Below are 21194 nucleotides of genomic sequence, written 5' to 3'. Positions count from 1 at the left end.
TTGGTATTAATTCAGATTTTTGCATATTATGGAATTTAATAAAATTAATCTTAATCAAACACTTTTTTTAAAACTATCTCGTTATGAAATAATGGTTACATTATTTATAACTAATATAATTTATTATTTAACTCATTAATAAACTTTATAGTTTTATTTTTGGATTTAAAGCATTTATTCAACTTTATTTTATATTTATTAAATTTTAGTTTAGTTAAATCTGTTTTAAAATATATCAAGTGAGTTTTAGTTTTAAAATTAGCGGGTTAATTTTTTTCTTCAGGATTTCTCTTAATATGAGTTAAAATAGGATATCTTTCTTGGACAATTTTTAGAATGAGTTAAATGGGATATTCAACTAGGATTGTTTTTAGATTGGGTTAAGATAGGATATTCAGCTAGATTGTTTTTAGATTGGGTTAAGATAGGATATTCAGCTAGATGGTTTTTAGATTGAGTTAAAATAGAATATTATTCCAGAATTCTCACTTTAGGGCTGCTTTCAATATGCTTGAATTTAATGAAATCAATGATTGTGCTGTTAAATAGCTCATCATCAATAATGTTCCAAAGATGATTTCCCTTATTGATTTCAACTAATTTTGCATTTTCAAATATGCTTTTCAAGCCTATTGCAGATTTTGTACAATCCAAATCCTCCTTATTTCCAAAGATAATCAGGATATTCTCCTTATTGGGAATATCATCCTTAAAAAGATTATCAGAAATGGTGTAATTCAAGGATTCGTATGCAATCTTCTTTTCTTCCTTAATGCTTCTATCGAGTATTCTTTCCATATAATCAAAATAAGTTTTGGATATTCCAAAATATCTTAAATATGCCTTTACGATAAATGTATCTGGCTTCTCATTAAGGTATTTGGATTGGGTTTTTCCTAATCTGCCAATGATGCTATCTTCTTCATCTTCCTTAAAATCAGCTATTTCAAGGCCAGATAAGATTAAATTATCAATAAGATTTGGATTTCTGCTCATGATTTCAATAGCTATTGATCCTCCAAGCCCTAAGCCAATCAAATTTATCTTTTCAATATCTTTGGATTCAATCAGATATTCAATGAACTCCATTATATCTTGTGAAGATTTGCCTATTGAAAAGGGTTCATTGGATTTGCTGTCTCCATGATTAGGCAAATCAAGGAATATGCAATGATAATCATTAAAATATTGATTATACTTGTCTTTTTGCTTTTTCCAAATCCATTTGTCTAGCAGTTTGGTATGGAGAAATATGATTGTTTCCTTATTTTCATCTCCAATATCCTCATATGCCAGTTCTTTGAAATATTTTACTGTCATTTTATCATGCAAATTTTTTAAACTTTTTTTAAATCATTGGAAAATACTTTTTAATATTTTTCCTTTAATTCTTCTTTTTTTAAATTATGTGAAAATATTTTTTAATCTTTTTCTTATAATTGTTTTATTTTAAAATCATTAGAATATATGGTTAATTTTTTTCCCTATAATTTCTATTAATTCTTAATTTGGTTATCTTATAATGGCCTAAATTTGTTGTCATATCATCGAACAAAACACATATATTTATTAATGTTGATGATTATATATTATATTAATTCTTATTATAATTTTTTAAAAAAGAATTCTCTAATATTTATTTAAATAAAGGATTTGTGATAATATGAAAGCTGATGCATACAAAATCGTTGACGATGTCTATTGGGTAGGTGTTTTAGACTGGGATATTCGTGACTACCATGGATACACCTTAAATGGAACTACCTACAACTGTTATTTAGTATTTGGTGAAGATAAAGTTGCTTTGATTGACAATGTTTATCCTGGAAAGTCTGAACAGTTTTGGGGAAGAATCAAAGATGCATTTGAAAAGGAAGGAAGAGAATTTAAGATTGATGTAGTCATTCAAAACCATATTGAAAATGACCACAGCGGTTCTCTTGGAGAAGTTGTTGCAAAATTCCCTGATGTTGAAGTGTACTGTTCCAAAAAGGCAGAGCCTGGACTTAAAAACCATTTGCCAGAACTTGCTGACTTTGAATTCAATACTGTAAAAACCGGTGACTCCTTAGACATTGGAGGAAAAACCTTCCAGTTTGTTAATGCGCCTATGCTTCACTGGCCTGACAGCATGTTTACCATGTTGATGGAAGAAGGAATATTGTTCTCCAACGATGCATTCGGTCAACACATCTGCTTGTCTGAAAGATTAGACACTGATGTTGATCCTGTAATCCTTACTGAAGCTGCAAGAAAATACTATGCTAACCTTCTCACTCTTGTATCTCCAATGATTGGAAGAAAGATTGAAGAGCTTGCTAAATTAGGATTAGTAGATATCCTTAAGATTATTGCACCATGTCACGGTCAAATATTTACCAATCCTGAATTCATCATTGACCTATACACAAAATGGTCTACAGGTACCTATGAAGGAAACAAGATTACCTTTATCTATGACACAATGCACCATTCCACCCAAAGAATGGCACATGCAATGGCTGAAGGTGTAATGAGCGAAGGCGTCGAAGTTAAAATGTACTTCATGCATGATGATGACAAGAGTGATGCAGTAACTGATGTCCTTGACTCTAAGGCAATCTTTGTAGGTGCTCCAACTATGATGAACAATCCTTTCCCCGGAATTGGGGATGTAATGTACTATCTCAACTGTCTCAGCTTTGGAAACATTGAAACCAAAAAGGCAGTTGTATTCGGTTCCAAAGGTTGGGCTGGAGGATCCACAAGAATCCTTGCTGCAAACCTTGAAGGAGCAGGATTTGAAGTTGTTGAACAGATGGAGCTTGACTTTAAGCCTAGTGAAGAGCAACTTGAAGAATGCTATGAGTTAGGTAAAAAGGTAGCTCAAATGATTAAGGAATAGTTTCACTATTCTCTTTTTACTTTTTTTTTTATTTTTTTTATCATTTTTTTCAAATATTTGATTTGCTCTTTTTTATAAAAAGTTATATTGGCTTTAAAACAATTTTTCAATCAAAGGATAATATTCCTTTTATTTTTTAGAAAAACTTTATATATTAATTTAAACATAAAATTAACTAAAAATCTGTGGTAAATTTCAAATTTACTATGTTATATGGATAGTAAACTTTAAATAAGAATTTTAAAGCGGATTTAGAAAATGATGAATTATAACTGTATTTTAACAAAAGGGGAAGAGAATGAAATCAAAAGATAATGTATTTGAAGTTGAATACTTTTATAATAAGTCTATAGATACCTTGGGCATAAAAGCTAAAAGGGATTTCCAATATTGGGAAACTATTGAAATGGATGAAGGAATCTTATTGGATTTTGATATGGGCAATGTTCCAACAGCATTGGAGATTCTTAATGCTTCAAAAAAATTAAATGTCAGTGAGGAAAGTTTGGAAAATATGAAGTGCTTTAATATGAAAGTTCGCATAGATAAGGAATCTATTTTAATGGATGCAATTTTTGGCTTCATGATTCAAAATAAGGAAAATGAGCAGGAATTGAATTATTTCATTGAAAACATCTTTGATTTTGCACCTACTGAAACTGAATTATTAATAGCATAATTTTTTTAAAATCAAATGAGGTGATTTCCATTAGTGAAGAAGATGACTTAAGAATGATTGAAGAGCATAATCAAAAGTCAGTTGAAGAATTGGTTGAAAACTTTGCATATGTTTATGTCTATCTAGCTGATGGAAGATCATACCCCATTACAAAGGAAAACAGTTTTGAATTCAAGGATGGAAAATTCCACATTTACGATAAGGATATTGAAGTGGATATCGTGGATATTGAGCTTATTGAATTTTCAGACTAGCTTTTTTTATTTAGATAATCATTATTCTAATTCTCCTTTGTGATGTTCCGGATACTTTTGAGTTAGAGGAAACTGGCAATAACTTTTTAGTTAGAGTCATTGATATTGGGAATGATGCTGGATTCATAAAAGTTAAGTTATGGGATGAAATGGATGTTGAAATATACATGGGTAAGAAACTTAATCAAGATTCTGAATCCAACTGTTGTTTAAAATAAAAATATGTCTAATTTAGAATTAAGTGTTGGAGAAAATTCCAATATAATTGACCCTTCCTTTAAGGAGATGGATAGCATTTCCAGTTAGATAAAATCTTTTTTGTTATTCATTTTAATCTTTTTTTAAAATCATAAAAATCCAAACCTTTATAAGTGACAATGTCCTTATAATGTTTGAGAGTGAAGAGGATGAGTTGTAGGGGTATGATTAAAACTGTTAAAGAGAATTTTGATTTAATGTCTGGAGTTTCTTCCAGAATATGCTGTTGTCCTATTTTAAATTGCTTAGGGCAAAACAGATCTATTTTTAAAACCATGATGGAACATGGGAAATTCTAAAACAATGATCCCTATATTATTTTAGGATATTTTTTGCTATATGCCACCTAAATAATATTATCATTAAAAGGCTATTTTGATAAACAGCTATTAATTTAATTTTTATCATTTAATGTATTAAGCAAGAAGAATTAAAAAAAACAATATTTTTGGAGGTAAAGACCATGAATATAAGTGAGAAAATAAAGGAAATGCAAGGTGATTTAGGCAAATATCATGTGCTTGAGAAAAATGAAGAGGAATCTAAAGGGGAAAATATGATAATGATTATGCTAAATGATCATGGAGATTTAGGCCCTGGCAAAATCATTGATGAAAGCGATGAATTTTTGGATTTCATGTTTTATAAAAAGGAAGGACCAATCTTTTCTCTAACTATAAAAAAGAACCATATTTGCGGATTATCCATTTTGCATAAGCCTATAGAAGAGGAAATGCCTGAAAATGATAATTCTGGAATGTCAAAGGCTTTATATCAATAATTTTATTATATTTATAAGAATTGGAGGTGATTATCTATGAATTTCACTGAAAAAGTAGCAGAAATTGAAGGAAAAGTAAATAGTTACAAATTAGAGATTGAAGGGGTGGAAAAGATTCCTGCAGAAGAGATGGTTAGAATCATGCTTGAAGAAGGGCAAATGCTTGAACCATGTAGAATCATTGGTGAAAGCGAAGATTTTATTGATTTAATGGTTGTAGATTTGGAAAACGGACCTGTTTTTTCCCTTTCCATAAATAAAGAAAAAATTGTTGGATTTGGAACTTTCAATAAGCCTTTAGAAGAGTTGCATAAATCTGAAGAAGAGGTAAATACTGTGCCTGCTTCACTATACATGTAACTTTTTTTTATTTTATTTTTTTATTATTCATTTATTAATTTTTATATCTTTTTTTAGGCTTTTTTTTTTTTAATGTTGTTTACTAGGAATTAGTTTTACTTGGTTTTGTTATTTTATTTAGTTTTTTTAATGTTATTCAGTTTAAATATCAAGATATAAATATTAAAATTAACAAAATGTATATAAAGGTGATGTTTCTAATGAATAAACAAAATGTAATTGCTTTGTTATTATTAACCATCGTTCTTTTAGCTGTCGTTTCTGTCAGCGGTTGCATTGGAAAATCCTCTGATAATTCTGCAGATGATTCATCTGGAGATTCCGATGATGATTCAAGTGGATCTATACTTAATAGAGGTTCTGACAATGACGACAACGATGATGACAATGATAAAAAGGATAACGATAAAGACGATAAAGATGATGACGATTGAAGGCTTTAGCTTTCAATTGATCTAATCCCCACTGTCAGCACTATTTTCAGGTATAATTGGAAATGATGATTTCAGTATGGACTCTTTTTTGTTGATTAAATGCATTATCTATTTTATCAGGAAAATTTTACTTTTTTTCATTTATTTTATTACTTTTTTTCTCTTTTTTTAAAATAATAATTATGATTGATTTTAATGAATGTTTTTTACTTTTTTCTCTTTTTTTAAAATAATAATTATGATTGATTTTAATGAATGTTTTTTACTTTTTTTTCTTTTTTTAAAATATTAAATTTAATAGATACTATGAATATTATAGTTTGGATTTAATGGACTAAGATTTTTTAAAAAATATTATAAACTACTAAAATATATATAGTATTAAATAAGTTTTAGGAGAGGAAAAATGAACAAAAGGAAAATTCTGATTTTGCTTGTTTTAGCTATTGCCGTTGTAGGTTTTACAATGGGACAAGCTTGTGCTGCAATAACTACAATTAAAATAGGCAAATATAAGGATATTGGGAGCAAAGATAGGATCTTAACTTTTTATCAAGCTAAGGATGCCCAATATTTAAAAGGAGTATATGCTGCTATATTTATCATGATGTTAGAAAAGGAGACGATTTCAGACCTCACACTTATGTCTTAAGAAAAATGACCGTTTATTACAAGAATAAAAAAGGCAAAGTAATTACAAGAACTGCTAAAGCAAGTTCCATTAGTGGTCTTAGCATGCTTTCCACTAAAAAGATCAACGGTTACACTCCTTACAAAGCTACAATCACTTACTCAAAAATGACTAAAAGAGAAAAGAATATAATTATGAATCCTCTTTTCTGATTCTGTTTTTTAAAAATTTCAATTCTTTTTTTATTTTTTATTAATTTTTAGTATTTTTTATAAAGTTTTTTTTTTTTTTTTTTTTTATTTTTATTGCCAATTCCTATTTTTATAATCGTAAATATTGAAAAATTCAGAACCTTTATATACTCCAATGATTTTATTTATTATGAAATATAATTTTTTGATAATTTTTATTAGGTTATGATATTGGTTGAATTGTATTATTCATTCCTATCCGTTTTATTTTTTTATTTTTTTTATCATATTCATTTCATATCATTTAATAGGAGGTTTTATATGAAACGTGATTTTGAAAACATAAAAAATTTTATTGGAGTAGATAAAGGCAATTATATGCCTGTGGTTAAATTTTGGGATTCATCAATAAATTTTATTGGAGGCAATAGAGGTTATTATATGCCTGTAGTTAAATTAAGAACTGATTCCATTTTTAATTTATTTGTGGGGGAAACATAATATGCATAATTACTGATAAATAGTTTAGGGTAACTCTTATACTTTTTTGAGGTAGTCTTATGAGTTATGAAGATGAATTCTCAATTATTGTCAATTTGGCTTCTCAATTCACAACAAAGGGCTATGATAAATGGTTTGCTAATGTTGATATGATAGATGATTGGAAGTCTAATTTGAGAGTTTTAGGAATCAGTCAAAATGATGATATTCTTATTTATGATAATATTTTATTAACTGAAGATTGTAATGACATTTTAGAATTGCTATCTAAGTCAGATATTAATTTTGTTTATATCACTGGCTTTATTAAGTTAAAATAAATATTATCCTTTTTTTATTTTTTTAATCTAAATACTTTAAAATCTCTTTTGCCAAATCAGTATTTTGGTATAATCTGCCTTTTTTTACTTTTTCATTTATGCAAATTACTAATCCTTGCTTTTTCAATGCACTAAGCACATTAGATGCATGGCTTGTTCTAATGTTAAGGTGTTTAGCTACTTCTGATGGCATTTTAAGTCCATCTCCAATGAACTTTAAAGTTTTTGTTCTATATGGTGATACTTTTACAAATCCTAAGATTTCCATTAATTTTTCATTATTCATATATTATTATTTGATTAATAAAACAATATATTTATATAAATAAAATATAATACTTATATTATACATTAGAATTTTTATATTAATTTTACGCACTCGATATTTTTTCATGCATTGAGTTTAAAAAGGGGATGGTATGTATTTTTAGCTATTTGTCTTTTTTTTTTAAAATTAATCGATTAATGCTAAGTTTTTTAGATTTTTTTAATAAATTAAATAAGGTGATAATATGGCGTTTTGTCCAAATGGTGGAAATCAAGTAGAAGATGGGGCTAAATTCTGTCCAGGTTGTGGAAATCCTTTAGATGATTCTGCACCTGTTCAAGAGCAAAGTCAAGGTTTACTTGGAGACCTCAAGAAAACTGGTTTAGGTTTTAAGAAGAAAATGGATGGATATGCACATGGTGAACATGTAAATCATGAAAAGCCGGAAGGTGCAATATACTTCATCAATGGTTTGCAAGGAACATTAGCTGTTTTTGAAGATTATATTGAGTTTAATTTTACAGGAGGGGCAATTAAAAAATATGTAAGTGGTTTAGGAGGAGTGAAAAAAGTTTACTACCACCAGATTAACAGTATTCAAAAAAGGGATGCAACAGAACTTGTTAATGGTACCATAGAATTTGAACTTCCAGCAATGGCAAAAACAAGGTATGCTCCAAGTGAAAATCTCATCACTTACCTTCCAAAGTATCAGGATGAAGTTAATAAGATTTATGATTTTGTAAATGAAAAGATTTTAGCCATTCATCAAGGCAGTTCCCAACCTGCTCAAGTGGTTCAAAATGAAGTCAGCCCTATGGCAAAGCTTAAGGAAGCTAAAGAACTCTTAGATATGGGCATAATCAGTCAAGAAGAGTTTGATGACATTAAAGCCAAATGTTTGGAACAGATGTAAGTGATAATATGATAAAATGTGGAGAATGTGGCGAGGAAGTGGCTGACAGTGCTGATTTCTGTCCTAATTGTGGAACAAAGTTAGATAAATCTGCAGCTGTTGAAACAGTCCAGAATCGGCCCTCTCAAAACCAATCCACTTCAAGTCAAAATACAAAATTCTGTTCCAATTGTGGTGCAAGGATAGATGCTAAAGCTGAAATCTGTCCTAAATGTGGTGTGAGAGTTGCAGGAGCTAATGAAATAAAAAGCCCATTTTTAGCTTTGATTCTGTCATTCCTCTTTCCAGGTTTAGGTCAATTTTATAATGGGTATTCCAAAAAGGGAATCCTCCTTATTATTGCAGCTATTGTTTCACTTGTTTTGTATATTCTCTTGATTGGATTAATATTATACTTGATTGTTTGGATATATGGATTATACGATGCATATAAATCTGCAGAATCAATCAATAATGGAATAAATGTTCCCGATGAAATTTCTTTTAATTTCTAAGTATGATTATAGGATGTAAATATGATTTGAAATAAAAATTAATTTTTGCATTTAATTTTTAATAATTTTTTATTTTTTTCATTTTTTTTTAAAATTTTTGCCTAAATTTATATAATTCTTTAAACAATTTATTTTTAAGAACAATTTAATATGTTAAATTGGGGGTTTTATTTTGCGTAAAGATGACAGAAGTCCTATTAATCCATTTACAGGCAAAGAGCATTATGATACAGTAGATGATGATAAATTCTTAGAGGAAATGTTTGGATACTATTATCAGGAACTTAGCAAATATCCTATATTAAATGATTCTCCAGCAGGCCAATTAACCATTCAAGTTGCAACTCGACTAATCAGGACTGTAGAGGAATTCTTATATAAGATCGGCCGATATGATTATGTTGATGGATATTATGAATGGGAGGTTCATTTGATTGGAAACAACAATATTAATGCTACATGCCATGCTGGAGGTAAAATAACAGTTTATTCAGGTATCTTATCTATTGCCAACACTGAAGAGAGATTGGCATTTATCCTAGCTCATGAAATGGCTCATGCATTGCTTGACCATTCCAGGACAAAAATCAGTGCTCGCAAAACTAAGGAAGGTGTTGCCTCAGCTGCATGGTTAGGCAGCTTTGCATTGGATCTGGTTGGTTTAGGTGAATTTGGAGGTATGGCTAGAGCAGCTACAAATATTGCAAATGTAGGTTCTGAATATTTCCTAATGCAGCCTTGGGGCAGGGACCAGGAATATGAAGCTGATAAGTTAGGTATGATGATTGCTCATTTGGCAGGATATGACATAAGTCATGTTCCAAAATTCTGGATGGAATTTGTTGGAGACAATGCAAGAGGGTTTGATTTCTTTTCAACACATCCTGCAGATGATAAAAGGATTGCAGTCATGATTGAAACTGAAGAGGAAATCATCAATACAACTGATTTCTATAGCAGGCCTATCCTATCTGAAACTCCAAAGCCAAAAGATGAGTATAATCCATATGTGGAAACTGAAAATACAAATCAAAGTTCTCAAAATGCTGGTGGTGTCCTCAATAATCCTAATGGTGGATTAGGAGGCATTTTCTCTCAAACCAGTATGGAGACAGTTCCTCAGGCCTCTGCTTTCACCAGCTCTCAAAGGGCACAAAATAATTCAGGCAATATCAGCACTGGATTTATCCCTCCAAAAAATTATAGGACTTGTCTGAATTGCCATAGGCAAGTGGATTACAATGATAAATTTTGTGTGTCCTGTGGATTTAACTTGGAAAAACTCCTATGTCCTTCATGTGGTGGTGCTGTCAATGATGGAGATGCATTCTGTTCAAATTGTGGAGCTAAGTTAATAAATGAATTAAAGTGTTCTTCTTGTGGTTCTAAGGTAGAAAAAGGAGATAAGTTCTGTTCAGTTTGCGGTAATAAATTAAATTAATTTTTTTCTTGTGTTAGTTTGTGTGAACAGTTTGGATTGATTTTTTTTCTTGTGTTGGTTTGTGTGAACAGTTTGGATTGATTTTTTTTTCTTGTGTTGGTTTGTGTGAACAGTTTGGATTGATTTTTTTCTTGTGTTGGTTTGTGGGATTAGTTTGGATTGATTTTTTTATCTTTTTCTTTTATATTTTTTCCTTTTTTTATTTTTTCATTATCAATTTCAAAATACTTGATTTTTTTTAATAGGTATTTTATATATACATTAATATTTAGGTAAGCCTAAACTTTATATACTTTAAAAATTAATAGTTAATCATATAATTAATGAGGAATAACTATGAATTTAGAAGGTGTAGAAAAAACAATGCTTTTGACTTTATACACTAAAGCAAAACATTCACAAAAGAAAAATCATAAATTTTTTGATTTTAAGGCAATAGATGTCATTTCTGAAATTGATTATGACTTTTCCATTGCAGATAAGGATTATAAAATGCAAATGGGGGTGATTTCAAGGACAATCGTTTTGGATGATATGGTTTCAAAATATATCCATTCACATCCTAATTGTACAATAGTGAATATTGCCTCTGGAATGGACACTCGATTTAATCGATTAGACAATGGCATTTTGAAATGGTATAATGTGGATTTGGAGAATTCAGCAAATTTCAGATTAAACTATATCAATGATACAGATAGGGTAAAAACATTAGCCTATTCTGCTATGGATCCTTCTTGGGCAAGCAAAATAGATGTAAATAGGGATGTTTTGTTTATAATTGAAGGATTGACAATGTATCTGACTGAAGATGACAACAGAAATATTCTAAACATCATTGATGAGAATTTCAAGTCATGTACAGTATTTACTGAAATTATGCCTCCTGCATCTGTAAAAAAATGTTAAGGAAAAATCCGTTGAGGAAATGGATGCCAAGTTTATTTGGGGAGTTCAAAAGGGGCATGATTTGCTGAAATTGAATTCAAATTTCAAGTGGATAACGGATGTAAATCTATTTGATGGAATGAATGTATATAAGCCTATCACAAAATTGTTCACTTGGATTCCATTTATAAGAAATAAGATGGATTATATAGCTGTTTTGGAGAAATAATTTTTAAAGCAGCTATTTTTTATTATTAAAAAAAGTAAGGGGTATTATAACTCAAATGTAAAAATTATAAAAAAATAGAGTATGGTAAAAATTAAATGTAAAAAAAATAATTGTATAAAAAGTTAAAAAGAAAGGATTTAATTATTCATTAATCCATCCTTTTACACGGTCTTTTGCATCATATACGCTTGCATCAGGAATGGATAATCCTTTTTTGATTTCCGCTCCATCACATAGCTTGTCCAAGTCTTTTAGTGATGATCCAAATCCTGAACCTTCATGGGTGACAAACGGATTTACTGTTTTTCCTGTAAAATCCAATTGTTCCAATTGGGTAAACATTGGCATTGGCAGAGTTCCCCACCAGTTTGGAAAACCAATGTATACTGTGTCATATGATTCAATGCTCTCTAATGTTTCTTTTATTTCAGGTCTTTTATCTGCTTGCTGCTCTTTTTTGGCAACATCAATGCATTCCATATAATCTGCAGGATATTCAACAGCAGGTTCAACTTTAAATAAATCTGCATTATCCAATTCTTGAATATATTCTGCAATCACTTCAGTATTTCCCTTTTCAATGTTTTTAAGTACTCCCCCAAAGTAGTTTTCACCATTTCTTGAAAAATAAATTACAATGCTTGACATAAGATATCTCCTTTATTGATAAATAATTTGAAATTAAAATAAAACAAAAGTTTGATAAATCAACTAATTGCTGTTTTCTATCCTATGATCTTTGATAGGATTTTTTTGAGAATTGCAAGTTCCTCTTCAGTTAAATTGGAAGTGGCTTCCTTTTCCCAACCATCAATGATTTCTATTAACTTGTCGGTCTTTTCAATTCCATTTTCTGTCAGTTCAACAATCTTCTTTCTTCTGTTTTCCGAATCTTCTATTCTTGCAATATAATCCGCATCTTCAAACTTCTTCAAAAGCTTTGCCATATATGCTCCACTTACGTCGAATAGCTTTACGAGATCATATTGGGTGGATTTACCTGCAAATCTTATTCTCAAAAGAACTGCATATTCCTTTACAGTCAAATCCTTGTCTTTTAAGTTAAGTTCATAATATGAATGATAATCAGATATCATTTCCTCAACATAATGGTACAAGAACATGTTTTCCGGATTTTCATTTAATTTCATAATATCTCTACATAGTTTATGCAACATAATATAAATAGTTAACCATTGTTAACAGTTAACTATAAATAACAATTGGCATAAACAGTAATGTATATCAAAAAGGAATGGATAATATGGAAAGAGTAGATATGAATGAAATGTCTCTTGAAGAAAGAGAACACATGATGGAACAATCTAAGCTATTGTTTAAATTTAATCATACTGAACCTATGACTGAAGAATACTTTTCAATACTTAATGAATTGTTGGATGGCAATATCGGTGAAAACAGCACTATCGCAACACCATTTGCAGGTGCTGCATTGGATAAGATAAAGCTTGGAAACAACGTTTTCATCAACAATAATTGCTTGGCGATGGCAAGAGGCGGAATCACTATAGAAGATGATGTGATGATTGCTGGAAACGTGCAGCTATTGTCCAATAACCATGACGAATATGAAAGGCAAGTATTGACCTGTGAAGAGATTGTCATCAAAAAAGGTGCATGGATTGGTGCTGGAGCATCAATTTTGCCAGGTGTCACAGTTGGAAAATATGCAATCGTTGGAGCAGGAGCAATCGTCACAAAGGATGTTCCTGACTATGCTGTTGTTGTAGGAATTCCTGCAAAGGTTGTAAAGACATTGGATAAGGATAAATTCCCAGAATAGGTTATGTTATCATGAGTGTGTTTGTAGTCGATAAGGGAAATCTAAATGATGATCAAGAGGAAGTGTTGGAAAGGTTCATCGAATTTCAATATGCTATGATTGAAAAGGATTCAGAAAAGCTAAATGAACTTTTGGGAGACAATTACACTCTTACACTCATGTCTGGCAAAACACAAACCAAGGATGAGTATATTGGGGAGATAATGGATGGGACCCTTAATTACTATAAATCCACCATAAATAATCCAATTATAATGATAAGAGAAAAAGATAAGGCTTTATTGAAGGCAGATGTAACTCTTGATGCAAAGGTTTATGGAATGAAGGGAACTTGGACATTGCATAGTGAGCAGACAATGGAAAAGATCAATGGAAAATGGTATTTAAGCAAATGGGACAATTAATTGGACAAAATATATGGCGAATCATATTTAATTTTGTTAAATTATGTTTTAATATGTATGGTGTAAGAATGAAAGATGTAGTACTATTGACTGGTGCAGGACAAATTGGAATGGCTATAGCAAGAAGAATAGGATTTGGCAAAAAAATTGTCATTGGAGATAAAAGCATTGAAAATGCTAAAAGCATTGCGGAAATAATGATTCAAGCAGGATATGATGTGGATTACTTTGAATGTGACATATCCTCAAGACAATCAATACTGAATTTAATTTCAGAAGCTTTAAAATATGGTGATATTGTGAACTTTATTAATGCTGCAGGAGTTTCACCTTCACAAGCACCTATTGAAACAATTCTTAAAGTGGATTTATACGGAACAGCTGTTTTGCTTGAAGAAGTTGGAAAAGTCATTAAGGAAGGAGGAACCGGAGTAATCATATCATCTCAATCAGGTCATCGTATGGAACAATTAGGTGCAGCAATCGATGAGCAATTGGCTACAACCCCTACTGAGAATCTTTTGGATTTGGAAGTGTTGCAAGTGGAAAACATCTCAGACACTCTTCATGCTTATCAATTAGCTAAAAGATGCAATGTAAAAAGGGTTATGTTTGAAGCATGCAATTGGGGTGAAAAAGGCGCCAGAATCAATTCCATTTCACCTGGAATAATTGTAACACCTTTAGCGATTGATGAATTCAATGGTCCAAGAGGCGACTTTTATAAGAACATGTTTGCAAATTGCCCATCAAGAAGGCCCGGTACAGCAGATGAGGTTGCAACAGTGGCGGAGTTACTGCTTGGTGATCAAGGTTCATTTATTACTGGGGCAGACTTTTTAATTGATGGAGGGGCTACAGCATCATATTTCTATGGCAAGTTAAAACCAAAATAGTTTTTTGTCATAATGCCTTTTTAATTTTATTTTTTACTTTTTTATGATTTTTGCATTCACTTTTTATTTTCACTTTTTTTCAAATTTCTTATAATTTCTATTATTTTAAACAAAACTTTTTTATAGTAAGGCAAACCTATTTATAACTATATGGATAATTTAATATAGACTAATATAATTAATTTTTATAATGAATTCTTATACTTACTATAAATTATCTTTAATAATATTTTAAAATTAGAACTAAGGAGATTATTATGGCGCAAATTAATCAACCTATGTATATTTTACGTGATGATACTGAAAGATTTCAAGGAAATCAAGCTTTAAGAATGAATATTCTTGCAAGCCAAATTTTAGCAAGCATTGTAAGAACCACCCTTGGTCCAAAAGGAATGGACAAAATGTTAGTGGATAAGAAAATGGGTGATGTAGTTGTAACCAATGACGGAGCAACTATTTTACAGGAAATGGATATTGCACACCCTGCTGCTAAAATGCTTGTGGAAATTGCAAGAAAACAAGAGAATGTAGTTGGAGATGGAACAACTACTGTAGTAATCATTGCTGGAGAATTGCTTAAAAAGGCACAAGAATTATATGAAGATGGAATTGCAATTCCTACAATTCTTATGGGATACAGATTAGCAGTTGCAAAGGCAATTGACATCTTATTTGACATTTCCACAGATGCAAGAGACAAGGACACCTTATTCGCAATTGCAAAAACTGCAATGACCGGTAAAGGTTCCGATTATGCTAAAGATGAACTTGCAGAATTGCTTGTTCAAGCTGCATTGAAGGTTGAAGAAGGGGAAGAAATAGACAAATCCCTTATTAAAATCCACAGAATCAATGGTGGAAGTGTAGAAGACTCCTTAATTGTTGACGGTATTTACATTGACCAAGGCAGAGCTAATGAATCCATGCCTGAAGAAATGCGTGATGCAAAAATTGCATTGATGAAATATCCTTTAGAGCTTAAGGACTTGGATAATGCAAAAGTGGACTTTACTGACCCAATGCAAATGCAAGCATTCTTAGATAACGAACAAGAAACCTTAAAAGGCATCGCTGATAAGATTATTGACTCTGGATGTAATGTGCTCTTCTGTCAAAAGGGTATTGATGATGTTGTCCAACATCACTTATCCAAAGCTGGAATCATGGCTTTCAAAAGAGTTAAGAACACTGACGTAAAAAGAATCATGAAAGCAACCGGTGCAGAGCTCATCACCAATATTGAAGACTTGACTCCTGATGTATTAGGTAAAGCAGGTTACATACACCAAGAAAAGGTATTTGACCAAATCATTACCTTCATTGAAGAATGTGAAGATCCTAAAGCAAGCTCCATCTTAATCCGTGGAAGTACCAGACACATTTCCTCAGAAATTGAAAGAGCTATGGAAGATGCATTAGGTGTAGTTGCAGCTACTGTTGAAGATGGAAAAGTTGTATACGGTGGAGGCGCTCCTGAAATTGAAATTGCAAGACAATTAAGAACTTTTGCTAATACTATCAGCGGAAGAGAACAAGTTGCTGTAAACGCATTTGCTGATGCTTTAGAGATTGTACCAAGAACCTTATCTGAAAATGCAGGTTTAAACACTATTGACTTAATAGTTGAACTTAGAGCTGCTCATGAAGATAACATCAATATGGGATTGGATGTATTTGAAGGTAAAGTTGTTGACATGAAGGAAGCTGGTGTAGTTGAACCTCAAAGAGTTAAGAAGCAAGCTATTCAAGCAGCTCAAGAAGCATGTGAAATGATCTTGCGTATTGATGATTTAGTTGCAGCAGCTGGTGCACTTCAAAAGCCAGACCCAGATGAAAACTTAGACCATAGTGGTATGCTTCCAGCACCGGGTATGGGTGGAATGGGCGGAATGCCTCTTATGATGTAATTCAAACTTTTAAAAAAGTTTGATCAAAACATTTTTATGGTTAGGAGAGTTTCTCCTAATTATTCTTTTACTTTTTTTTTAAAATTATTAATATATTATATTTTTATATAAAATCTTTATATTTTTATTATATTTTTTTGAATTTTTTTTGAATTTTTTTATCTTTTAATTATTTTATTACTTTTTTATAAAATTATTAAATTAATATATTTTTATTAGAATCTTTATTTTTTTATTATATTTTTTTGAATTTTTTTTGAATTTTTTTATCTTTTAATTATTTTATTACTTTTTTATAAAATTATTAAATTAATATATTTTTATATAAAATCTTTATATTTTTTTTATATTTTTTTCTTGAAATTTTTTAGTGTTTTTTTATCTTTTAATTATTTTTTTTTATTATATTTTTTCTTGAATTTTTTGACTATTTTTTTTGAATTTGGCATGTGGTTTTGTTCATAATTTTTCATATATTTTAAGAAGAAATTTCATAATTTTTTTAAATTTTTTTCCAATTTTCACTAAATTTTTTCATCAAGTTTTCATGATTTTTATATATATTTTCTTTATTCTTCTATTTTTAATTAAAATGCTTGTTTTTTCAATATTTATAGGTTTAAATTTCTCTTTTTATTAATATCTTAATTTAAATGATTATTTTTTTAAAATGATTAATTTTTAAACATAATTTTCAAAATGATAATATCTTTTTTCTTATTATCAAATATGTTTAATAGTTTGTTATTGTTTTTTAAGTTAAATAATGGTAATTTTTCTATTTTCTATATATTTAAGTAATATTTTCTTAAATTTCATTAAAAAAAGTATTTTTAAGTATTTATTCATTATTTAAAGGTTTTATTTGTATTTTTTAATTTTTTCAAATATTATTTTTTCTTTTTTAATTTAAGATATAATTTCTTCTTTATATTCTCATTATAAAATAATTTAACTTTAAATAATCTTAAATAGAAATATTTGATTTTATTATAATTAATAAGTCTCATAGAATTCTTATTTTTTTAGATTTCTATTAGTAATCTTTAAATAATATGATAAAAAGAGTAAATATTAATCTAGCTTGAATTTTTTGTTTTTAAAGCAAAACGTTTGGGTTAAGAAATAATCAGAGTAATTTGAGCATTACTTAATCTGATTAAGAATGTTCGGTTAATCGACCTCTAAAAAAATATTTTTAGTGATATTAACTAATGTATTAAGACATTGGTTTTTTGTTGATTGATTAAGGTTATTGGATAAAGAAATAATCTTGGATTATTCTGAAATGTGAGGTGAAATAATTTCAATTAAGAATCTTGCATTGCTTTTAGCAGTGGTTCTTATGGGATTCTGTTTGATCTCATCAGCTTCTGCTATGGACATTGATGATTCAGACCAATTGTCTGATTCAAATGACTTGTCTAGCGCTAGTATTTCAAGTGCATCAGATGTCGATTCTGTTGCAACTGACGATTCTTATGTAAATCTTGAAAAATCAGGAAATATTGGTCAAAGTGATGAAAATTCGGAAAATGAAGTTTTAAGTACTAATAATTCTGTAGAAGATTCTGATTTGGATTATGACTCAAATGATAAGAACTCAAAAGGTGTTTTAAGCGCTTCTGCAAATGGTTCTGATTCATTGCAAGCTACAACTAAGACTAAAACAAGTCTTGTAGCAAAAAGCAATTCTGTTTACAGAGGAAACTCATTCCAAGTTACCTTAAAAAACAGTGCAGGTAAAGCTTTAGCTAATCAAAAGGTTAACATCAAGGTTCTTGGTGTCAACTATGCAAGAACTACCAACTCAAATGGTGTAGCTTCTTTACCTATTAATTTGGCAAATAGAAAATATTCCGTTGTATGCTCATTTGCAGAAACTTCAGCTTACCAAGCATCAAGTCTTTCACTGACCTTAACTGTTAGCCCGAAACCTACCAGTTTTAAAGCAAGCAGCTTTAACATTATGAGAGGAAACAGTTTCTCCGTAAGTTTAAAAGATGGCAACGGCAATGCATTGGCTAATAAGAAGGTTCAGATAAGGATTCCTGGAAAGACATATACATTTACAACCTCCGCAAGTGGAATTGCATCCTTGCAAATTAATTTATATCCAAATAGGTATGCGATTTCATGTTCCTTTGGAGGGGACAATGATTATGCTGCTTCCTCCTTGTCTGGAAATTTAACTGTAGCTAAAAATCCAAATATCTTTTCACTTGCTGAAATTGAAAAGGCAGCTGCAAACGTAAAGACTTATGTAAACAACAATAAGAAGTTACCAAATACAGTAACTGTTGGATCTAGATCTCTTAAGATATCTGAGTTTTCTTATCTCGCTTCAAAGGCAATTCAAAATATCAATGGAAACAATAGAAATGATATTACCCTTTTAAGCGGTCTTTCCAATTGTGGTCTTTCTGCACATTCATTGAAATCTACTGTTTACAAGGCTCAATATATGGATGTAAACAAAAGAGTATTGGCGTATATGGAATCCAATAAGGTGCCTGCCGGTTATGCATATGTTAAAAACACTGCAAACAAGGTAATAGGCAATGCTGATTTCAACCTTTACACTTTTGCATTTGCAAAAATATTGGCTTTCGATAGGACTGACAAATACTTGCCAAACTATTGTGCTTTTGAAAGTTCCGATTTGGCAAACGCAATTCCTAAGACTGCTACAAGCCTTAAACTTGATTCAGCAACTATTATTAGAGGAGATTCCTATAAAGTAACATTGGTTGACAGCAGTGGTAATAAATTGGCAAATCAAAAGGTTACCATTACCATTCCTGGAAAATCCTATTCCATAACTACCAATTCCAATGGAATCGCTTCTTTAGCTCTTAACTTGATTGGTGGAATGTATTCCATTAGCTCTTCATTTGCAGGTTCAAATACCTACAAGGAAGCTAAAATAACTAATACCATAACAGTTAAGAATAGTTCCAGTAGATTTTATATAAGCGATATAGAAGTAGCAGCTAAAAATCTTAAGAATTATGTAAATAAAAATGCAAAATTGCCTAGCGCTGTTACTGTTGCTAATACTAAGATTAGTGTATATCAATTCTCATATCTGATGTCTAAAGCTATTTGCAATATTAATGCAGGTATGTCATTATATGCTTATATTGCTCTTCCAAGTGGCATTTCAAAAAATAATTCCACAGGAACCTTTATATCTTCAAATATTTATAAAGCCCAATATGTGGACATGTCAAAAAGAGTGGTAGCATATATAGAGGCCAATAAGGTGCCTCTGGGTTACGCAACGGTTTGTAGTAGCTCTGGATCTACAGTAGGTCGTGCTGAATTTGATTTATACACATATGCAACTGCAAAAATCTTAGATTTCCATAGAACTGACAAATACTTGCCGAATTATTGTTTATTCGATAGTTCTGTAATCGGTAGTTCTGATATACCTATACCTGGGGGAAATGGGTCTTCCAGAATTAATGCAAATTCAAGTCAGTTTAAAAATGGATTGAATGAGAAAAATACCGAATCTAGTCTTGCTAAATATTTGGTTGGAACTGGACAATCTGCTATCACAGCTTCAATTACCAATTTAGCTAATAGATTAACCAAAGGTTTGAGCGGTACTGATCAAAAGGCTCTTGCAATATACAATTATGTTAGAGACAATATTGCTTACAGTTATTATGCAGATTCCAGATATGGTGCTGCAGGTACCTTAAGCAATGGTGCAGGTAACTGTGTGGATCAAGCAAGTTTGGTTGTAGCTTTATGTAGAGCTGCAGGTATTCATGCGAGATATTCACATGCTCAAGGTTGTACATTTTCAAGTGGTTTAGTCACTGGGCATGTATGGGCTCAAATTCTCATTAACGGTGTATGGTATTCTGCCGATGCAACAAGTAAACGGAATAACTTAGGTAATATTCATAATTGGAATACCAATTCCTATTACAGTCTTAAGAAATATGCGGCTGTACCGTTCTAGTATTTAAAATGGATAATAAGAGGGAATTCCTCTTATTCAATATTTTTTTATTTTTTATAGTTTTTTAATTTCTATACTTTTTTTAATTTTTTTGTTTTAATTATTTTAGTTATTTTAGCTGTTTTTTCTATTTTTATAATTTTTTTAGTTTAGCTATTTTAAACTATTTTTAGTATTTTTTATAATTTTTTATTCTTTCCGTTTCAATAATATGTCTTTTTAGTAGATTTTCCATAATTTCATCAAAAATAAAATCCTTGCCATTCAGAAATTAATTATTTGACACTATAATATCTAAAAGACAAAAAATATTAAAAACTTCATAAATTAATTATTGGACACTATAATATCTAAAAGACAAAAAATATTAAAAACAAAGAAAATTGCTTGTATAATTGTATAAACTAGTGTGTCATCGTAAAAAAGAATTTATTGACCATATCTTTGTTTTTTTGGTTTTTTATCGAGTTAGTAAGTACTTACATGCGAAAACATATAAATATTCCAGATTTTATAATTAAAAATAATAAATCGAATGGAGATTTTTAATGAAAAAATTTTTTTTTATTGTTATGAGAGGGTGTCACAAATTTTGAAAAAAAATCAAATTCATGATCCCAATTTTTTTTTTTAATTTTTTCCAAAATCCAAAAAATTCTTTTTATTTTTTTT

At 30.1% G+C, this 21194-nt stretch carries 25 protein-coding genes; 21 read left to right on the top strand and 4 right to left on the bottom strand.

The window, feature by feature from the left end; translation table 11 throughout:
- Positions 1 to 471 precede the first annotated feature (471 nt).
- Entirely contained in the window at positions 472 to 1320 is an 849-nt protein-coding gene (locus QZV12_RS08995; RefSeq protein WP_295620553.1) for an alpha/beta fold hydrolase, read from the bottom strand.
- A 343-nt stretch (positions 1321 to 1663) separates the two neighbouring features.
- Between QZV12_RS08995 and QZV12_RS08990 the strand changes: the two genes are divergently transcribed.
- The 11 genes from QZV12_RS08990 to QZV12_RS08940 all read left to right on the top strand — a co-directional run bounded on the left by QZV12_RS08990 (position 1664) and on the right by QZV12_RS08940 (position 7293).
- Entirely contained in the window at positions 1664 to 2884 is a 1221-nt protein-coding gene (locus QZV12_RS08990; RefSeq protein ID WP_295620550.1) for an FprA family A-type flavoprotein, read from the top strand.
- A 298-nt stretch (positions 2885 to 3182) separates the two neighbouring features.
- Positions 3183 to 3563, top strand: coding sequence for a DUF2283 domain-containing protein (locus tag QZV12_RS08985; RefSeq protein WP_295620547.1), 381 nt, complete (start codon positions 3183 to 3185; stop codon positions 3561 to 3563).
- A 20-nt stretch (positions 3564 to 3583) separates the two neighbouring features.
- Positions 3584 to 3817 (top strand): hypothetical protein, encoded by a 234-nt coding sequence (locus QZV12_RS08980; RefSeq protein ID WP_295620544.1) that lies wholly within the window; start codon positions 3584 to 3586, stop codon positions 3815 to 3817.
- Positions 3818 to 4224: 407 nt separating this feature from the next.
- Positions 4225 to 4374, top strand: a complete 150-nt coding sequence (locus QZV12_RS08975; RefSeq protein ID WP_295620541.1) for a hypothetical protein — start codon at positions 4225 to 4227, stop codon at positions 4372 to 4374.
- Positions 4375 to 4538: 164 nt separating this feature from the next.
- The gene (locus tag QZV12_RS08970; protein WP_295620538.1) at positions 4539 to 4856 is read left to right on the top strand and encodes a hypothetical protein; all 318 of its coding nucleotides are present in this window, start codon (positions 4539 to 4541) and stop codon (positions 4854 to 4856) included.
- A gap of 36 nt (positions 4857 to 4892) precedes the next feature.
- Positions 4893 to 5216, top strand: a complete 324-nt coding sequence (locus QZV12_RS08965; RefSeq protein ID WP_295620535.1) for a hypothetical protein — start codon at positions 4893 to 4895, stop codon at positions 5214 to 5216.
- 200 nt (positions 5217 to 5416) lie between these two features.
- A complete protein-coding gene (locus QZV12_RS08960) occupies positions 5417 to 5650 on the top strand; it encodes a hypothetical protein (RefSeq protein WP_295620532.1) in 234 nt (77 codons plus the stop codon).
- Positions 5651 to 6056: 406 nt separating this feature from the next.
- Positions 6057 to 6302 carry a hypothetical protein gene (locus QZV12_RS08955; RefSeq protein WP_295620529.1) on the top strand — a complete coding sequence of 82 codons (246 nt, stop codon included), beginning with the start codon at positions 6057 to 6059 and terminating at the stop codon, positions 6300 to 6302.
- Positions 6303 to 6307: 5 nt separating this feature from the next.
- Positions 6308 to 6493, top strand: a complete 186-nt coding sequence (locus QZV12_RS08950) for a hypothetical protein (RefSeq protein WP_295620526.1) — start codon at positions 6308 to 6310, stop codon at positions 6491 to 6493.
- A 300-nt stretch (positions 6494 to 6793) separates the two neighbouring features.
- A complete protein-coding gene (locus QZV12_RS08945) occupies positions 6794 to 6973 on the top strand; it encodes a hypothetical protein (protein ID WP_295620523.1) in 180 nt (59 codons plus the stop codon).
- 59 nt (positions 6974 to 7032) lie between these two features.
- Positions 7033 to 7293, top strand: coding sequence for a hypothetical protein (locus tag QZV12_RS08940; RefSeq protein ID WP_295620520.1), 261 nt, complete (start codon positions 7033 to 7035; stop codon positions 7291 to 7293).
- Positions 7294 to 7315: 22 nt separating this feature from the next.
- On the opposite strand, the gene QZV12_RS08935 is transcribed toward QZV12_RS08940, so the two are convergent.
- The gene (locus tag QZV12_RS08935; protein WP_295620517.1) at positions 7316 to 7579 is read right to left on the bottom strand and encodes a MarR family transcriptional regulator; all 264 of its coding nucleotides are present in this window, start codon (positions 7577 to 7579) and stop codon (positions 7316 to 7318) included.
- A gap of 226 nt (positions 7580 to 7805) precedes the next feature.
- Here QZV12_RS08935 and QZV12_RS08930 point away from each other — a divergent pair, with 226 nt between their 5' ends.
- The 5 genes from QZV12_RS08930 (at position 7806) to QZV12_RS08910 (ending at position 11529) form a co-directional block, all read left to right on the top strand.
- Positions 7806 to 8477, top strand: coding sequence for an SHOCT domain-containing protein (locus QZV12_RS08930; protein ID WP_295620514.1), 672 nt, complete (start codon positions 7806 to 7808; stop codon positions 8475 to 8477).
- Complete coding sequence (locus QZV12_RS08925) at positions 8459 to 8971, top strand: zinc-ribbon domain-containing protein (protein WP_295620511.1); 513 nt, start codon at positions 8459 to 8461, stop codon at positions 8969 to 8971. The genes QZV12_RS08930 and QZV12_RS08925 overlap by 19 nt, the downstream gene beginning before the upstream one ends.
- Positions 8972 to 9143: 172 nt before the next feature.
- Positions 9144 to 10412: a M48 family metallopeptidase gene (locus tag QZV12_RS08920; protein ID WP_295620508.1), complete on the top strand. Its 1269-nt coding sequence runs from the start codon at positions 9144 to 9146 to the stop codon at positions 10410 to 10412.
- Between the two features lie 336 nt (positions 10413 to 10748).
- Positions 10749 to 11321 (top strand): class I SAM-dependent methyltransferase, encoded by a 573-nt coding sequence (locus QZV12_RS08915; RefSeq protein ID WP_295620505.1) that lies wholly within the window; start codon positions 10749 to 10751, stop codon positions 11319 to 11321.
- A 19-nt stretch (positions 11322 to 11340) separates the two neighbouring features.
- Positions 11341 to 11529 carry a hypothetical protein gene (locus QZV12_RS08910; protein WP_295620502.1) on the top strand — a complete coding sequence of 63 codons (189 nt, stop codon included), beginning with the start codon at positions 11341 to 11343 and terminating at the stop codon, positions 11527 to 11529.
- Between the two features lie 141 nt (positions 11530 to 11670).
- Here QZV12_RS08910 and QZV12_RS08905 read toward each other — a convergent pair whose 3' ends face one another.
- On the bottom strand, positions 11671 to 12177 hold the full coding sequence (locus QZV12_RS08905) for a flavodoxin (RefSeq protein ID WP_295620500.1): 507 nt from the start codon (positions 12175 to 12177) through the stop codon (positions 11671 to 11673).
- A gap of 77 nt (positions 12178 to 12254) precedes the next feature.
- Positions 12255 to 12680, bottom strand: a complete 426-nt coding sequence (locus QZV12_RS08900) for a MarR family winged helix-turn-helix transcriptional regulator (protein ID WP_295620497.1) — start codon at positions 12678 to 12680, stop codon at positions 12255 to 12257.
- Positions 12681 to 12793: 113 nt separating this feature from the next.
- Between QZV12_RS08900 and QZV12_RS08895 the strand changes: the two genes are divergently transcribed.
- The 5 genes from QZV12_RS08895 (at position 12794) to QZV12_RS08875 (ending at position 20522) form a co-directional block, all read left to right on the top strand.
- The gene (locus QZV12_RS08895; protein ID WP_295620494.1) at positions 12794 to 13333 is read left to right on the top strand and encodes a DapH/DapD/GlmU-related protein; all 540 of its coding nucleotides are present in this window, start codon (positions 12794 to 12796) and stop codon (positions 13331 to 13333) included.
- A gap of 11 nt (positions 13334 to 13344) precedes the next feature.
- Positions 13345 to 13737 (top strand): nuclear transport factor 2 family protein, encoded by a 393-nt coding sequence (locus QZV12_RS08890; protein ID WP_295620492.1) that lies wholly within the window; start codon positions 13345 to 13347, stop codon positions 13735 to 13737.
- 68 nt (positions 13738 to 13805) lie between these two features.
- Positions 13806 to 14633 (top strand): SDR family oxidoreductase, encoded by an 828-nt coding sequence (locus QZV12_RS08885; protein ID WP_295620489.1) that lies wholly within the window; start codon positions 13806 to 13808, stop codon positions 14631 to 14633.
- A 257-nt stretch (positions 14634 to 14890) separates the two neighbouring features.
- Positions 14891 to 16543: a thermosome subunit alpha gene (thsA, locus tag QZV12_RS08880; protein WP_295620486.1), complete on the top strand. Its 1653-nt coding sequence runs from the start codon at positions 14891 to 14893 to the stop codon at positions 16541 to 16543.
- 1345 nt (positions 16544 to 17888) lie between these two features.
- On the top strand, positions 17889 to 20522 hold the full coding sequence (locus tag QZV12_RS08875; protein WP_295620481.1) for a transglutaminase domain-containing protein: 2634 nt from the start codon (positions 17889 to 17891) through the stop codon (positions 20520 to 20522).
- Positions 20523 to 21194 lie beyond the last annotated feature (672 nt).

It is taken from the genome of uncultured Methanobrevibacter sp. (assembly GCF_902769175.1).
Lineage (GTDB): Archaea > Methanobacteriota > Methanobacteria > Methanobacteriales > Methanobacteriaceae > Methanobrevibacter.
This window is presented reverse-complemented; position numbering and strand designations above follow the sequence as displayed.

Bases quoted from the DNA above. Each gene is read 5' to 3' on its own strand.
- QZV12_RS08925 (WP_295620511.1), top strand. From the start codon at position 8,459: ATGTTTGGAACAGATGTAAGTGATAATATGATAAAATGTGGAGAATGT.
- QZV12_RS08945 (WP_295620523.1), top strand. From the start codon at position 6,794: ATGAAACGTGATTTTGAAAACATAAAAAATTTTATTGGAGTAGATAAA.
- QZV12_RS08970 (WP_295620538.1), top strand. From the start codon at position 4,539: ATGAATATAAGTGAGAAAATAAAGGAAATGCAAGGTGATTTAGGCAAA.
- QZV12_RS08915 (WP_295620505.1), top strand. From the start codon at position 10,749: ATGAATTTAGAAGGTGTAGAAAAAACAATGCTTTTGACTTTATACACT.
- QZV12_RS08985 (WP_295620547.1), top strand. From the start codon at position 3,183: ATGAAATCAAAAGATAATGTATTTGAAGTTGAATACTTTTATAATAAG.
- QZV12_RS08895 (WP_295620494.1), top strand. From the start codon at position 12,794: ATGGAAAGAGTAGATATGAATGAAATGTCTCTTGAAGAAAGAGAACAC.
- thsA (WP_295620486.1), top strand. From the start codon at position 14,891: ATGGCGCAAATTAATCAACCTATGTATATTTTACGTGATGATACTGAA.
- QZV12_RS08900 (WP_295620497.1), bottom strand. From the start codon at position 12,680: ATGAAATTAAATGAAAATCCGGAAAACATGTTCTTGTACCATTATGTT.
- QZV12_RS08935 (WP_295620517.1), bottom strand. From the start codon at position 7,579: ATGAATAATGAAAAATTAATGGAAATCTTAGGATTTGTAAAAGTATCA.
- QZV12_RS08910 (WP_295620502.1), top strand. From the start codon at position 11,341: ATGGATGCCAAGTTTATTTGGGGAGTTCAAAAGGGGCATGATTTGCTG.
- QZV12_RS08995 (WP_295620553.1), bottom strand. From the start codon at position 1,320: ATGACAGTAAAATATTTCAAAGAACTGGCATATGAGGATATTGGAGAT.
- QZV12_RS08940 (WP_295620520.1), top strand. From the start codon at position 7,033: ATGAGTTATGAAGATGAATTCTCAATTATTGTCAATTTGGCTTCTCAA.
- QZV12_RS08990 (WP_295620550.1), top strand. From the start codon at position 1,664: ATGAAAGCTGATGCATACAAAATCGTTGACGATGTCTATTGGGTAGGT.
- QZV12_RS08950 (WP_295620526.1), top strand. From the start codon at position 6,308: ATGACCGTTTATTACAAGAATAAAAAAGGCAAAGTAATTACAAGAACT.
- QZV12_RS08875 (WP_295620481.1), top strand. From the start codon at position 17,889: ATGGGATTCTGTTTGATCTCATCAGCTTCTGCTATGGACATTGATGAT.
- QZV12_RS08975 (WP_295620541.1), top strand. From the start codon at position 4,225: ATGAGTTGTAGGGGTATGATTAAAACTGTTAAAGAGAATTTTGATTTA.
- QZV12_RS08890 (WP_295620492.1), top strand. From the start codon at position 13,345: ATGAGTGTGTTTGTAGTCGATAAGGGAAATCTAAATGATGATCAAGAG.
- QZV12_RS08905 (WP_295620500.1), bottom strand. From the start codon at position 12,177: ATGTCAAGCATTGTAATTTATTTTTCAAGAAATGGTGAAAACTACTTT.
- QZV12_RS08885 (WP_295620489.1), top strand. From the start codon at position 13,806: ATGAAAGATGTAGTACTATTGACTGGTGCAGGACAAATTGGAATGGCT.
- QZV12_RS08965 (WP_295620535.1), top strand. From the start codon at position 4,893: ATGAATTTCACTGAAAAAGTAGCAGAAATTGAAGGAAAAGTAAATAGT.
- QZV12_RS08955 (WP_295620529.1), top strand. From the start codon at position 6,057: ATGAACAAAAGGAAAATTCTGATTTTGCTTGTTTTAGCTATTGCCGTT.
- QZV12_RS08960 (WP_295620532.1), top strand. From the start codon at position 5,417: ATGAATAAACAAAATGTAATTGCTTTGTTATTATTAACCATCGTTCTT.
- QZV12_RS08930 (WP_295620514.1), top strand. From the start codon at position 7,806: ATGGCGTTTTGTCCAAATGGTGGAAATCAAGTAGAAGATGGGGCTAAA.